We start from the raw sequence: 14,138 nt of genomic DNA on the forward strand, positions 1-14,138 counted from the left end.
ACCACTTGGGCGTCACAGGAAAAGGATTGAAGCCATGCCGACGGATGATCTATTCAAGTTTGAGCCCTCTACTGTCTCCCAAGAGGCATATAGGCCGTGGAAAGTGCTGAGTGTCGAGGATGATCCTGTCTACCAGGCATCCTTGGTGCACGCTCTGTCTTGCATCAGGGTTGCCGGTCGACCACTGGAGGTCATTTGCACACAGTCGGCCCTTGATGCTGCACGAGTACTTCCAGAACATGCAGACATTGCACTTATCCTGCTCGATGTCGTAATGGAAAGTGATGACGCAGGCCTGCGCTTGGTCAGTACCATTCGTGATGTCATCGGCAATAACCAGGTCAGAATAGTCCTTTTGACAGGGCAGCCGGGGATGACACCTCCTCGCCAGGACCTGCTGGAGCACTTTGAAATTGACGATTACTGGTGCAAATCGGAGCTGACCCACGAGCACCTGTTGTCGGTCATTACCGGCAACCTGCGTGTGTGGGAACGTACAGCCCAGCTGGAAAAGGCCCGACAAGGATTACAGTTGATTGTTGACGCCTCCCAGGCACTCAGCAAACGTCGGGATCTAGACAGCTATACACAAACCGTTTTGTCCTCTTTGCTGAAACTGCTCAACATCGACACAGGTGGCCTCATATGCAGGCTGCGCTTCTCACCTTCTGTGCACCAGAACACAACGTATACGCTAGCGGCCTGTGGTGCTTTTCAGCATCTCAAGGGGCACACGCTGGACCGTTTGGAAGATCAAGACCTGCAACAGCTCTGCTCAATAGCGATTTCCCAGCGACAGCACCTGTACCTTGAGCACTACACGCTGCTGTATTTTCCTGCCGACAACGATAAGACAGATGACTATGCTGGCAGCAATAAGACAGATGACTACCTGGTGCTAGTCAAAACGGATCGCCAACTCACGTCACCCGAAGTCAGCATGCTGGAAGTTTTTTGTGAGAATATCAACAACGGGTTCACCAACCTGTCGCTTTATAACCGGCTGACACGTATTGCCTATCAAGACTCGTTGCTGAATATCCCTAATCGTAACTACCTGAAACGCACACTGAGGGCTTTATCCCCTTCCACGCTGTGCCAACATCAATTGCTCGTAATATCACTGGACAATTTGAACGAAGTTGCACTGTATTTTGGTGAATCGTTCTGCAACAGCACACTGAAAAGTGTTCACCGGCACTTGCAGGCGTCCATCACCGAACAGCTGCTACTCGCGCGTATTGATCGGCATGTATTTGCCATCTTAATCCCAGAGAATACGTCACACTCCCTGCATGATTTCTCTACAATACTGCCTGAACCATTGCTGATTGACGGCGGTGAGCATCAGATCTCATACGCAACTGCTTTGCTGCCCCTGTCAGGCTGTGACACGAGAGAGCCCGAACAGATTCTCAGATTGGCCGAACTGTCTGTAGAGTCAGCCAGACACGACGGTAAACGTTTTATCGAATATGATGATTCCCAACAACAGGTCATGCGCCAGCGCTACCACATGCTGGATGAACTGCGAAAGGCTTTACAAGCGGAAGCACTAAGCATTGCTCTCCAACCTAAAGTCGATATCGTCACGGGAGCAGCTGTAGGATTCGAGGCGCTGGTTCGCTGGCAGCAAGATGATGGTTCCATGACGCCACCGAGCGAGTTCATCCCTGTTGCAGAAGCCGCGGGGCTAATCAGTGAGCTGGATCTATTCGTTCTCAAAAAAACACTGGAAGCGGCACATCAACTGATTCAAGCAGGCCTGAGGTTGCCCATCTCATTCAATACCTCATCAAACGACCTCCTCCGCCCTGGCTATTTTGATGAGATGCTGAAAATGGTTACGGCATCGGGGTTGCCCTTCAATTTGCTTGAGCTGGAAGTAACTGAAACTCAGGCGATGATCGAATACCAGCATATTGCCACACAGTTGAGGAAGTTGTTGCAACTGGGTATGAAGGTCAGCATCGACGATTTTGGTACCGGTTACTCATCATTGGCCCACATCACAGAGCTGGCAGCCTCTACTTTGAAGATAGATCAAACTTTTGTTGCACGGCTAGGGCAGTCAGAAGGCGCGAACCATATCATCGAAATGATCATGCGTCTTAGTGATCGCTTCGGGTTTCACGTCGTTGCCGAAGGGGTCGAAACCGAGCAGCAACGTCAATTGTTGATTGCAAAAGGGTGTGTCGTTTGCCAAGGCTACCTGTTCGCAAAACCCATGCCGGTCGCACAGGCACTTGAGTGGGCTCAGCACCACATTCTGAATCCATAGAGGGGCCTATCATGCGGGTCTCAAAGCGCAGAGTGCTGTCAATTTGGTTCATCCTCATGTTGCCATTGACCGCAACCATTGTGGTTAGTGCATGGTTTGCCTACTCCGAACTGTTCCGCCTCAAGCTGGAGCCCATCGAAACACGTCACAATGAGCTAATTGATCAGATAAGCAATCGATTCAGTCGCGAGCTGGGATATTTCGGCCAGTTGACAATGCTGCTGAAGCGAAGTGGCCCCTTACAAAGTGGTCTTGATCAAACCGCTCCCCCGGATATAGATGCACTTGAGCGGCTACTGGTGCGTTTCAGTCGCGCATCATCGCTCATATCTCAGCTGCGTTGGCTGGATAGTGCTGGACAGGAACGGATTCGTGTCAATGTCAGAAACGGTGTCGCCATCACGGCTCCTGAGCATACGCTGCAAAACAAAAAAGACCGTTATTACTTTCAGTCAGGCTCATCGGTATCTTCCGATGAGGTTTATTATTCGCCATTAGACCTGAACATTGAGAATGGCGTATTGGAAATGCCCCCCAACCCGACACTGCGCACCAGTGTACGCACCGGGGTAAACGACGGTTTACACAATGGCTTGCTGGTGTTGAACTTCAGCCTGAGAAAGCTGTTTGATGAGGTGCGCCAGTTGCACAGCGCAGACACTCAAACAGAGATCGTCAACGCAGACGGGTATTGGCTTTTGCATCCCGAGCTCTGGCGTGAGTGGGGGTTCATATATCATCAACCCAAGCTGGTGATTCAAAATGAGTATCCAAGCCTGTGGCAGCATATGACCAAATCGTCCAGCGCCAGAGGCCTCAGGATCGATGAGCGCCTATGGAGCTACGCTCACATTACAGCACATACACAGGAGAAAACGCTCTCTCCTTCCGGTTGGTACCTGGTACTCACAACACCACCTGACCTGCTTGCATCACTGCGTCGGTCTGTATTACTCCCAACCCTTTCAGGTAGCCTGTTGGTCATGCTGCTATTGGGTGGCGTGCTGTACCGAATTGCGCAAGGGGAAGCTCAGAGAATGGCGCTGCTAGAGCAACTCAAAGCGGAGCAGAAAGAGCTTCAACATACCAATGAGGAGCTGTGGCAGTCTCTATCACGCCAGCAAAAACTTCAGGACGAGTTGGTGGAAACACGAAAATTGTCATCGCTGGGCATGATGGTGGCGGGTGTTGCTCACGAGTTGAATACACCCACAGGGGGAGCCCTCGTCACCCTCAGCACACTTTCAACCGCCCATCGGCAGCTTAAAAATTCTGTTCAGGCCGGAACCTTGACACGAGAACAAATGCAGAATTTTCTCGAGCACACTGACGAAGGGTTGTCTCTTGCTCAGAAGAATCTCGGCAAGTCCATCGAGCTGATTAAAAGCTTTAAGCGCCTAGCCATTGATCGGAACCAAGATCAGCCATCACATTTCGACCTGCAAAGCTGTGTTCAGGACTTAATACTCACGTTAAACCCAAGGCTCAAGCATTCACCTGTATCATTGGAAAGTGACATCCCCCCATGTGAAATGTTCAGTCATCCAGGCATTGTGTCTCAGGTTCTGCAAAACTTGATCAGCAATGCGCTCAGTCATGCCTTTAAACCAGATCAGCGTGGGAAAATTGTTCTACGTGGGGTATTAAGGGAGGACGGTCACACCATACAGTTGAGCGTCCAGGATAATGGCTGCGGCATAGCACCTGAAATACATCCCAAATTATTCGATCCTTTTGTAACCGCAGGCCGAGGCAAAGGACACACAGGTCTTGGGTTACATCTTGTACAACAGTGGGTTACACAAACACTCATGGGCAGCATACAGGTGAGCAGTACTCAAAACGGCGGAACATGCTTTACCATAGACATTCCGGTCTCGGTCACAGATCATCCAGCAACCCTTTGAGCCCGTTCAGCGTCGCACGACCGCGGGCCCGGTTCTGTTCCGGGCTCGCTTCACCCAACCCCTCACGCTCCAGATCTTCCTGCGGCAATTCATCGATGAATCGACTGGGTGTGCAGTCCATCCACTCGCCAAACTGCCGCCGCTGTTTGGCCAGCGTCATGGTGAGTGTTTTCTGCGCCCGGGTAATACCCACGTAGGCCAGCCGGCGCTCCTCCTCGATGGTATCCATTTCGATGCTGTTACGGTGCGGCAGCAGCTCCTCTTCCATACCGAGCAGAAATACATGGGGGAACTCCAGACCCTTGGAGGCATGCAGGGTCATCAGCTGTACCCGATCAGAATCGTCCTCTTCCTCCTGCCGGTTGAGCATGTCCAGCAGCACCAGCCGAGCAATCGCGTCCTCGATACCTGCGCCTTCATCTTCTTCCTGCAGCCGCTCCAGCGTGGACTGCAGTGACTCGATCAGAAAGTAGACATTCTGCATCCGCTTCTCGGCCACTACATCGCTGGAGGCATTCTGACGGATCCAGCCAGGGTAATCGATCTCGTCCACCAGCTCATGGATGGCAGCAATGGGGTCACCGTCACGGCAGCGCTGATACAAACGGTCGATCAAATCACAGAAGCGGCGCAGCCGTTCCACCGCTTGTGCCGGCAAGACCTGCTCCAGCCCCAGCTCGCCACAGGCGTCGAACAGACTGACTTCACGCCCGGACGCGTATTCGCCCAGACGCTGCAGGGTACTGGGGCCGATCTCGCGCCGCGGCAGGTTGATGATGCGCAGGAAAGCGTTGTCATCATCGCGGTTGATCAACACTTTAAAGTAACTCATCAGGTCTTTGATTTCGGCCCGGGCGAAGAAGGAGGTCCCACCGCTGAGTTTGTAGGGCACCTGATAGTGCTGCAGCTTCATCTCAATCAGACGTGCCTGATGGTTACCACGATACAGCACGGCAAAATCACGGAAGCCGATCCGTTCACGCAGATGACGGTCGAGAATCTCGGTGGCGATTCGCTCCGCCTCGGCATCATCGTTGCGGGTATGAATCACCCGGATCGGGTCGCCGTAACCCATCTCGCTCCACAGGGTTTTCTCGAACACATGCGGGTTGTTGGCGATCAGGGTGTTGGCCGCTTTCAGAATGCGGCTGGTGGAGCGGTAGTTCTGTTCCAGCTTGACCACCTTGAGGCTGGGAAAGTCGGTCTGCAGCTGGGCCAGGTTCTCCGGCCGAGCACCGCGCCAGGCGTAGATCGACTGGTCATCATCCCCCACTACGGTGAGACCGCTGCGGTGCCCCACCAGCAGGCGTACCAGACGATACTGGGACAGGTTGGTGTCCTGATATTCATCCACCAGCAGATACTGAATACGGCGCTGCCAGCGTTCCAGCACATCGGAATGGTTGCTGAACAGCTGCACCGGCAGCAGGATCAGGTCGTCAAAGTCCACCGCGTTGTAGGCCCGCAGATGGCGGTCGTAGGCCTCGTAGGCGCGGGCTGCCAGAATATCCTGTGGCAGCTGAGCCTCTGCCAGCGCCTGATCCGGCGTCAGCATGTCATTTTTCCAGTTGGAGATCCGGTGCTGCACCTCATTGAGTTGGTCGGTATCTTCGTCATTCTGCAGCATCAGATCACGCAGCAGTGCCTTGCTGTCCTGATCATCAAACAGCGAAAATCCGCTTTTCAGTCCCAGATGCTTACGTTCACGGCGAATGATCGACAGCCCCAGAGTATGAAAGGTAGACACGGTGAGGCCACGCCCTTCCTGCTTGCCAAGCAACTGGCTAACGCGCTCCTTCATTTCACGCGCGGCCTTGTTGGTAAATGTGACGGCGGCGATGCGACGTGCTTCGATGCCAGCGTCCTGCACCATCCAGGCAATTTTCCGCGTGATCACACTGGTTTTGCCAGATCCGGCACCGGCCAGAACAAGCAGAGGGCCGCCGATGTAGTGCACCGCCTCGCGCTGGCGTGGATTGAGTCTGCTCATGTCACCTCGAAAAAATTAAATCCGGATCGATACCGGCCGATACAGTTTTGATACAGCTGTTTGCTGTAATACTGCAAACAGAAGGCTGGATCGCGTACTTCTGGCCATCACCAAAGCGTGATAACCTCGAACGTCGATCATGGCAATCGCCTATTATGACATGGCCCCCTGATGAAATTCAGACCCTCTGCGGAGGTATTATTCAGGTGTAAAGGGGAAGCAGTACCATGCTGGCAGATGATGAGCCGCTAAACCCGACAGAATCCGGACACCCAGCTCTGGTACTGATCAGCGAGTCTGATGTACTGGAAACAAGCTGGCGAAGCTGGCTGGAACCCTGGTGGCAGGGGCACCTGTATCGCTGCCGCTCCCCAGAAGACGCCGTCCCCATCCTGCAACAGTTTTCTTCTTTGATCATCCTGCTGGAAACCGATTGCCCCGAGCACGCCAGCCGCACACTGAACCACCTACGCAAGCACTGCCCCATTGCCCCTTCTGTATTATTGCTGAAAGAGCCGCCTGACCAGCGCTGGCAGGCGCTGCTGACGGACCCCTGTAACGATCACATTCTGTCCTCCGGAGCCTGTGAAACCACCCTGCACCGCGTGCTGCGCTACTGCAGCAACCTGCTGCAGTGCCATGATCGGCTGCGCAAGCTGGAACAGCTGCAGCACCTGCAGAACCCTGAACCCACATCCAGCTATAACCCCGAACTCTGGCGCGCTCTGCAGCGGGAAGAGTTTGTGCTCTTCTATCAGCCACGCATCGACCTGCACGAAGGCAGTATCTGCGGCGCCGAAGCATTGATCCGTTGGCAGCACCCCAAGCGCGGTCTGCTCACTCCGGATCATTTCATTCCCGACTGCGAGGCTTCAGGGCTGGTGGTGCCACTCGGCTACTGGGTCATTCAACAGGTGGGCAAGTCACTGCCGAACATGCTGGCCTCTGGGTTGAAGGGTCGTATTGGTGTCAACCTGTCGTTCCGACAGTTTCAGGACCGCTTTCTCGCGACCACCATTGAACGCCTGATCAAACAGCACCTGATCGATACCCGAACCCTGGAGTTTGAGCTGACCGAAACGGCACTGTGCAGTGACGAAGAACATGTACGTGAATCGATCACCCAACTCAGCGCGCTGGGCGTGGAATTTTCACTGGATGACTTCGGTACCGGATACTCTTCGTTCAGCCTGCTGCAGAAGCTGCCGGTCGCCACGCTCAAGATCGACAAGTCCTTCATTGCCGGCATACCCGGTAACACGGACGATGAGGAGATCGTGCGTGCCATGATCAGCCTGGCTCACAACCTGAACAAACAGGTGATTGCAGAAGGGGTCGAAAACCGCGAGCAGCTGGAGTTTCTGATTCGGCATGAGTGTGATCAGGTTCAGGGCTACTTCTTCAGCCGCCCCATCTGCGAAGAGCAGTTTCTGACCCTGCTCAGTCGCAGTCAGCGCCAGCAAGCCCCCTGAAAGCCAGTGCCTCCAGCAGTTGTTCCTGACCCACTCGCTCTTCTCCCGCCAGATCTGCCAACGTCCTGGCCACCCGCAACAAACGATGACAGGCCCTGGCCGAAAGCTGGGTCTGCTTCATCACCCTGACCAGCAAGGCGCGAGTCGCATCATCAAGCGCACAATATGCTTCGAGATCACGGCCTCCAAGTTCTCGGTTCATGCAGCCCTGCCGCTCCAGCTGCCGTACGTGGGCTGCTACCACCCGCTGACGCACACGAGCACTGGATTCCCCCGGCTGATCCGGCTGCAGCAGTGCTTCGGGTGGCAGTGCCGGCACCTGCAGCTGCAGGTCGATCCGATCCAGCAAAGGGCCGGAGATCTTTTGCTGGTAGCGCCGAATCTGGTCGGGGGTGCAGATACAACGGTCCGTCCCATCGTCATGATAGCCACAGGGGCAGGGGTTCATCGCCGCCACCAGCTGAAATCGGGCCGGGTAGCGGGTCTGCCGCGCTGCACGGGAGATCAGTATCTCGCCTGTTTCCAGTGGCTCACGCAAGACCTCAAGTACACGGCGCGGATACTCGGGCAATTCATCCAGGAACAGAACCCCCTGATGCGCCAGCGATATTTCACCGGGACGGGGGTGACTGCCACCACCCACCAGCGCAATCGCCGAGGCCGTATGGTGTGGTGCCCTGAAACTGCGCACGCCATGACAGGCTGGTCGAACATCATGCCCGGCAACGGAGCAGATTGCGGCCACTTCAAGCTGCTGTTCAGTCTCAAGTGGCGGCAATAATCCCGGCAACCGTGCCGCCAGCATACTTTTACCGCTGCCGGGCGGCCCGGAAAACAACAGGTTGTGTCCCCCCGCAGCTGCCACCTCCAGCGCCCGACGCGCCTGCAGCTGGCCTTTCACATCGGCCAGATCAGGCCCCTCCTCAACAGGTGTAACAGAGAGCGAGCCCAGCACCGGCTCCAGCCGCTGCTTGCCGGTCAGATGCGCCACCAACTCCAGCAAATGGCCCACCGCAAACACTTCCGTGCGCTGTGCCATCACTGCTTCAGCCGCATTATCAAGTGCCACTATCAGGCTGCGGCCGCTGCGACCTGCCGCCACGGCAGCCGGCAGAACTCCCCTTACCGGTCGTACCGCACCGGACAGCGCCAGCTCACCGATCATTTCGGTTGCTTCGCTGCCCTTCCAGCGCTTCAACTGGCCGGATGCCAGCAGGATACCCACGGCAATCGCCAGATCATAACGGCCACCTTCCTTGGGCAGATCAGCCGGTGCCAGGTTGATGGTGATACGGCGCTGAGGAAAGTCGAATCCGGCCGTAATAAGGGCACTGCGTACCCTTTCACGGCTTTCCTTGACCGCCGTTTCCGGCAGACCAACGATCGACATTGAGGGCAGGCCACCCGACAGATGCACCTCAACGGTGACCGCTGGCGCCTCGATTCCGAGCTGGGCTCGGGTATGAATAACAGCAAGTGACATGACACGATCCTTGTGTCGCTGGAAAGGGTTCAGAGTTGAGTATCGTTATCCGTCGCTGCCGGAGCAGGGTTCTCCACCGACGGTTCAAGTGCCGCCAGGCGCTGCTCAAGCTGTTCAAGCTTATCGCGAGTGCGCATCAGCACCGCCTGCTGTGCTTCAAACTCATCCCGGGTTACCAGATCCAGTTTGGCAAAGGTTCCCTGCAGCATGCTGCGCACCTGGCTTTGCAGCTCTTGCTGACCGGGAAGGTCCGGGCGTCCGGCCAGCAGCTGGCTAAACTGGCCGGAGAGGCTATCGATCAATTTCTGGTGGATCATCCGGGGCTCCTGCACAAGGTTGCATCTCAATGCCGCTACTATAAACCAGATCGGCCTCGGCGTCAGATTCCAGAACGTGCACCAAAAGAGCACTTGCACCAAACCAGTGCATAAAAACAGACCTGTATCACCCGCATATCATTCGAAAATGCCCTTTCAGTCCTCAATACAAATCGCAACCTTCTGTTTTAAAAAGATAAAAACAAATTGGCACAAGCTTCGCTTAGTCAGTACACACGGCCTGACAACCCGCTCCCGAGGACGCAGGCCTTATGAGTACTGAGAAGAGGACCCAAAACATGAAACTGATCTCAGCCATCATCAAACCGTTCAAGCTCGATGATGTTCGTGAAGCACTTTCGGAAATCGGTGTGCAGGGCATCACCGTCACCGAAGTGAAAGGATTTGGCCGTCAGAAAGGTCATACCGAACTCTACCGCGGCGCAGAGTATGTGGTCGACTTCCTGCCCAAGGTTCGCATTGATGCAGCCGTAGCAGATGACATTGTCGATCAGGTACTTGAGGCGATATCCAAGGCAGCTCAGACCGGCAAGATCGGCGACGGCAAAATCTTCGTCACCAGTCTGGAGCAGGTGATCCGCATCCGCACCGGCGAGTCCGGTCACGACGCGCTCTGAACCTGCCTGACAATCGACGTTTTTTATCTCTCTGGAGGATAAAACAATGGAAGAACTACTCAATGCGACAGCCGGGGATTTGACCCAGCTGAAATATGCGGTCGATACCTTCTACTTCCTCATGTGCGGTGCACTGGTGATGTGGATGGCGGCCGGTTTCGCGATGCTGGAAGCGGGCTTGGTGCGTGCCAAGAACACCACCGAGATTCTGACCAAAAACATCGCGCTCTATGCCATCGCCTGTACCATGTACCTGCTGTGTGGCTACTACCTGATGTACAGCTCTGACGAAGGCGGCATCATTCCAAGCCTTGGCGCCCTGATCGGCGACGAGAACGGTGTTGATGCGGTGTTGGCCGGTGGCGATGATGCGCCCTACTACTCAGCCCGCTCCGACTTCTTCTTCCAGGTGGTGTTCGTGGCTACAGCCATGTCCATCGTCTCCGGTGCTGTTGCAGAACGCATGAAGCTCTGGGCATTCCTGGCCTTCGCTGTGGTCATGACCGGTTTCATCTACCCGACGTCCGGCTACTGGACTTGGGGTGGCGGTTTCCTGAGTGAAGCGGGCTTCTTCGACTTCGCTGGCTCCGGCATCGTACACATGGCAGGCGCCTCCGCTGCACTTGCTGGTGTATTGGTACTGGGAGCTCGTAAAGGCAAATACGGCAAGAACGGCGAGATCAATGCGATCCCGGGTGCCAACCTGCCGCTGGCCACGCTGGGTACCTTCATCCTGTGGCTGGGCTGGTTCGGCTTCAACGGCGGTTCCGAACTGAAACTGTCTGATGTGGGTGAAGCCAACGCAGTCGCTCAGGTCTTCGTGAACACCAACGCAGCTGCTGCCGGCGGTGTAATTGCAGCCCTGATCCTGGCCCGCCTGTGGTTCCGCAAGGCTGACCTGACCATGGCGCTGAACGGTGCACTGGCTGGCCTGGTAGCGATCACTGCTGATCCGCTGAGCCCGTCCGCTCTGGCATCCAGCCTGATCGGTGCGGTCGGTGGTGCACTGGTGGTGTTCTCCATCGTAACCCTGGACAAGCTGCGTATCGACGATCCAGTCGGTGCCATCTCCGTTCACGGTGTAGTGGGTATCTGGGGTCTGCTGGCGGTACCGCTGAGCAACGCTGATGCCAGCTACGGTGCACAGCTGCTGGGTATCGTGTCCATCTTCGGCTGGGTCTTCATCGCCAGTCTGGTGGTATGGTTCATCCTCAAGGCGATCATGGGCATCCGTGTCAGCGAAGAGGAAGAGTACGAAGGGGTTGACCTGGCCGAGTGCGGCATGGAAGCCTACCCCGAGTTCTCCGGTGGCAAGAAATAAGATCAAAACTCCGGGAGGCAAGCATGCCTCCCGCGTGTTTTTCAGGCTGCGCCGATATGCGCGGCCTTTTGATTATGGGTATACTGACGCCACTGGTTTCTCCGCCGACCTTTCGGCCGGAGCTCCGTGGGATTACCACAGATCATGAGGACTTGAATGATGAAACTCGTCACCGCGGTCATCAAGCCGTTCAAGCTGGATGACGTTCGTGAAGCCCTGTCCGATATCGGCATTCAGGGTGTGACCGTCACCGAGGTCAAGGGTTTTGGCCGCCAGAAGGGCCACACCGAGCTTTACCGAGGCGCCGAATATGTTGTCGACTTCCTGCCCAAGGTCAAGATTGAAGTGGCCATTGATGACGACATGCTGGATCAAGTGATTGAAGCGGTCAGCAAAACCGCCAATACCGGCAAGATTGGCGACGGCAAGATTTTTGTCATGCCGCTGGAGCAGGTGATCCGTATCCGTACCGGTGAAGCAGGCCCGGACGCTCTCTGATAACCAATGCCCGGCATTATTGTCGGGCATTCAATACACTACCAAGATCATCCCTCCTCATAAACGTCTCCATTCTGAATCACCATAACCGTTGCCAACCCCGCTTTCTCCTGCCATGATGCTTTTTTATACAAAGACTAGGGGTATTCTGATGGACCAGCAGCAAATGGCGCCCTGTCATGGCCAACACGCTACCTTGTAACTCGGCGCTTGTCGCACAGCTACTGCCGGCTCTGGAGCACTCACCAGCCGGCATTTGTCTGCTCGACCTTGATGGCCGCTGCCACTATAGCAACCGCACACTGCGGCGTCTGTTGCACCATACAGAGGGCGAGCTGCCACAGGATCTTTTCCTGCAGGCACCGTTGGGATCGTTGCTGAAAAAGAACTTGGCCCATTTGGCCAGCGGTCGCCAGCACGCCTTTTCCCTGTCGCTGTTTCGCGGTCGGCATCAGCACCATAGCTTTTCTCTTCAACTAAATGCTTCCGTGCTGTACGACGAGCAGCGCAAAGTGTGTGGCTGCCTGGTACTGGCGATTGACGAACAGCAGTATCATCAGCGTGAGCTGGAGCTGCGCCAGCTGTCCAGCGCGGTCGAGAACAGCGGCAGTGCCGTGGTCATTACGGATATCAGCGGCCGCATCGAGTACGTCAATTCCCGTTTCTGTGACATCACCGGCTACAGTCTGCAGGAAGTACTGGGCCAGACACCGGCACTCCTGCGCTCGGGCGAAACCGACCCCACCACCTATCGTGATCTGTGGCGCACCATTCGCGCCAATCGCAAGTGGCGCGGCACCCTGCGTAACCGACGCAAGGATGGCTCGCTGTACTGGTCGATGCAGTCGATTGCCCCGATCAGCAATGAAAAGGGTTCCATTACACACCTGGTTTCCGTAGGGGATGACATCACCCAGCTGAAAGAGTACCAGAGTCAGCTGGAGCAGCTGGCCTATTTTGACCCACTGACAGAATTGGGCAATCGCCGCGCCTTCCGCCAGAATCTTGATCAGATACTGGAGCAGCCCTCAGAGCAGTATCGTGCTCTGCTGCTGATCGATCTTGATCACTTCAAGAAGGTAAACGATACAATGGGACATGAGGCGGGTGACTTGATGCTGAAAACCGTGGCCAACCGGTTGCGCTTCTGCATTCCCGAGCAGGACCGGGTATTCCGCCTTGGCGGCGACGAGTTTTCAATTCTGATTGATAATCTGGACAGCCTCGATACCCTCCGCGAGCGGGTCAGTGAAATGATCGCGCTGCTGTCGCAGCCGATGGATATCGGTACCCATGAGCTGCAGACCAGTGCCAGTATCGGCATCACCCTGATCGGTATCGACGCCTGCGATAACAGCGGACTGCTGCGCAACGCTGATCTGGCCATGTACCGGGCCAAACGTGCGGGTCGCAACACCTTTGCCTTTTTCAATCACAGCATGAACACGGAAGCACGCCGTACGCTGACACTGGAACATGACCTGCGCCACTCACTGGAACAGGGCGAGTTACACCTGCACTATCAGCCTCAGGTTGACCTGAGCAGTGGACAGATAATCGGTATGGAAGCACTGCTGCGCTGGCAGCACCCGATTGATGGCAACATCCCCCCTGACGAGTTCATCCCCATCGCCGAAGAAACCGGCATGATTTTGCCCATCGGGCGCTGGGTACTGGAGCAGGCTTGCCAGACCGCCGCGCGCATCCGCCGTCTGTACACGCGCCCCTTTCGCATGGCAGTAAACCTTTCGGCACGGCAATTTGAAGACTCTGAACTGATCTTGCAGGTCGACCAGATCCTGGCTGATACGGGCCTGCCCGGGAATTATCTTGAGCTGGAGATTACCGAGAGCCTGTTGGTCAACAATTTCGGTCATATCAACGATATTCTGCGCCAACTGCGCCGTCGTGGTATTACCATCGCGGTGGACGATTTTGGCACCGGCTACTCATCACTCAACTATTTGAAGAAGCTTGAGGTCAACCAGCTCAAGATCGACCGCTCGTTTGTGCAGGATATTCCGGGGGACCGTGATGACGTGGCGATCACCTCCACCATCATCCTGATGGCCCGCCAGCTGGGGCTGGACGTGATCGCTGAAGGTATCGAGACCGAACAGCAGCAACAGTTCCTGCTGCAGCAAGGATGCCGCACGGGACAGGGCTTCTATTTCAGTCGCCCCGTGCCCTTTAGCCAGCTACAACAACGTTGGTCACACGGGACCTGACCA

General features: G+C 55.6%; 10 protein-coding genes. 7 read left to right on the forward strand and 3 right to left on the reverse strand.

The genetic code is table 11. The features are described 5' to 3' along the window. Window positions 1-34: 34 nt before the first annotated feature. Together BLV48_RS08800 and BLV48_RS08805 are read left to right on the forward strand one after the other, a co-directional pair. Window positions 35-2,281 (forward strand): GGDEF/EAL domain-containing response regulator, encoded by a 2,247-nt coding sequence (locus BLV48_RS08800; protein ID WP_091826110.1) that lies wholly within the window; start codon window positions 35-37, stop codon window positions 2,279-2,281. Between the two features lie 11 nt (window positions 2,282-2,292). After that, window positions 2,293-4,188, forward strand: coding sequence for a sensor histidine kinase (locus BLV48_RS08805; RefSeq protein ID WP_091826113.1), 1,896 nt, complete (start codon window positions 2,293-2,295; stop codon window positions 4,186-4,188). Here BLV48_RS08805 and rep read toward each other — a convergent pair. Next, complete coding sequence (gene rep / locus BLV48_RS08810; protein ID WP_091826115.1) at window positions 4,163-6,178, reverse strand: DNA helicase Rep; 2,016 nt, start codon at window positions 6,176-6,178, stop codon at window positions 4,163-4,165. The genes BLV48_RS08805 and rep overlap by 26 nt on opposite strands. Window positions 6,179-6,405: 227 nt before the next feature. Between rep and BLV48_RS08815 the strand changes: the two genes are divergently transcribed. Further along, a complete protein-coding gene (locus BLV48_RS08815) occupies window positions 6,406-7,650 on the forward strand; it encodes a putative bifunctional diguanylate cyclase/phosphodiesterase (protein WP_091826118.1) in 1,245 nt (414 codons plus the stop codon). On the opposite strand, the gene BLV48_RS08820 is transcribed toward BLV48_RS08815, so the two are convergent. Beyond that, window positions 7,619-9,133, reverse strand: coding sequence for a YifB family Mg chelatase-like AAA ATPase (locus BLV48_RS08820; RefSeq protein WP_091826122.1), 1,515 nt, complete (start codon window positions 9,131-9,133; stop codon window positions 7,619-7,621). The two genes, BLV48_RS08815 and BLV48_RS08820, sit on opposite strands and share 32 nt — an antisense overlap. Window positions 9,134-9,162: 29 nt before the next feature. Beyond that, on the reverse strand, window positions 9,163-9,450 hold the full coding sequence (locus BLV48_RS08825; RefSeq protein WP_091826125.1) for an accessory factor UbiK family protein: 288 nt from the start codon (window positions 9,448-9,450) through the stop codon (window positions 9,163-9,165). A 299-nt stretch (window positions 9,451-9,749) separates the two neighbouring features. On the opposite strand from BLV48_RS08825, the gene glnK (BLV48_RS08830) reads away from it, so the two are divergent. The 4 genes from glnK (BLV48_RS08830) (at window position 9,750) to BLV48_RS08845 (ending at window position 14,135) form a co-directional block, all read left to right on the forward strand. After that, window positions 9,750-10,088 (forward strand): P-II family nitrogen regulator, encoded by a 339-nt coding sequence (glnK, locus tag BLV48_RS08830; RefSeq protein WP_091826128.1) that lies wholly within the window; start codon window positions 9,750-9,752, stop codon window positions 10,086-10,088. 46 nt (window positions 10,089-10,134) lie between these two features. Continuing rightward, complete coding sequence (locus tag BLV48_RS08835; protein WP_091826130.1) at window positions 10,135-11,409, forward strand: ammonium transporter; 1,275 nt, start codon at window positions 10,135-10,137, stop codon at window positions 11,407-11,409. 159 nt (window positions 11,410-11,568) lie between these two features. Further along, complete coding sequence (gene glnK, locus BLV48_RS08840; protein WP_091826224.1) at window positions 11,569-11,907, forward strand: P-II family nitrogen regulator; 339 nt, start codon at window positions 11,569-11,571, stop codon at window positions 11,905-11,907. Between the two features lie 179 nt (window positions 11,908-12,086). Then, window positions 12,087-14,135 (forward strand): putative bifunctional diguanylate cyclase/phosphodiesterase, encoded by a 2,049-nt coding sequence (locus BLV48_RS08845; RefSeq protein WP_091826133.1) that lies wholly within the window; start codon window positions 12,087-12,089, stop codon window positions 14,133-14,135. Window positions 14,136-14,138 lie beyond the last annotated feature (3 nt).

The sequence above is a fragment of the Marinobacterium iners DSM 11526 genome, assembly GCF_900107855.1.
Taxonomy (GTDB): domain Bacteria; phylum Pseudomonadota; class Gammaproteobacteria; order Pseudomonadales; family Balneatricaceae; genus Marinobacterium; species Marinobacterium iners.